Origin of the sequence: Carboxydothermus islandicus (assembly GCF_001950325.1) — a bacterium.
Lineage (GTDB): Bacteria > Bacillota > Z-2901 > Carboxydothermales > Carboxydothermaceae > Carboxydothermus > Carboxydothermus islandicus.
In genome coordinates this window covers 1-241 of sequence record NZ_BDJL01000098.1, presented here as the reverse complement: position 1 = coordinate 241, position 241 = coordinate 1, and the positions used below count along the sequence as shown (strand labels likewise).

The 241-nt window shown below is 41.5% G+C and carries 1 pseudogene; it reads right to left on the bottom strand.

The features are described 5' to 3' along the window. Positions 1 to 241 (bottom strand): annotated as a pseudogene (locus tag ciss_RS09645) (IS200/IS605 family accessory protein TnpB-related protein); the annotation flags it as partial.

The following is a 241-nucleotide window of genomic DNA, read 5'->3' as shown; positions in this document are numbered from 1 at the left end:
AACTGTGCTTTATCCTTCTGGACTTTCTGCCCTTGTAATCTCCCCGATAGCCTTTGTCTTTTATTGCTACCCTTTCTATCACTATGCCTTTGTTCTTTGCAAGGGCCAATTTTATAATTTCGTGAGCGTATACCCATGCATAGTAATCTCTTTTCTCTTTCTTCCCATCCCAGAGATAGGGTGTGGGGATTTCTCCAAAGCTTTCTAAATTGCCCTCTTTCTTTATTTCAGCCCAGGCTAT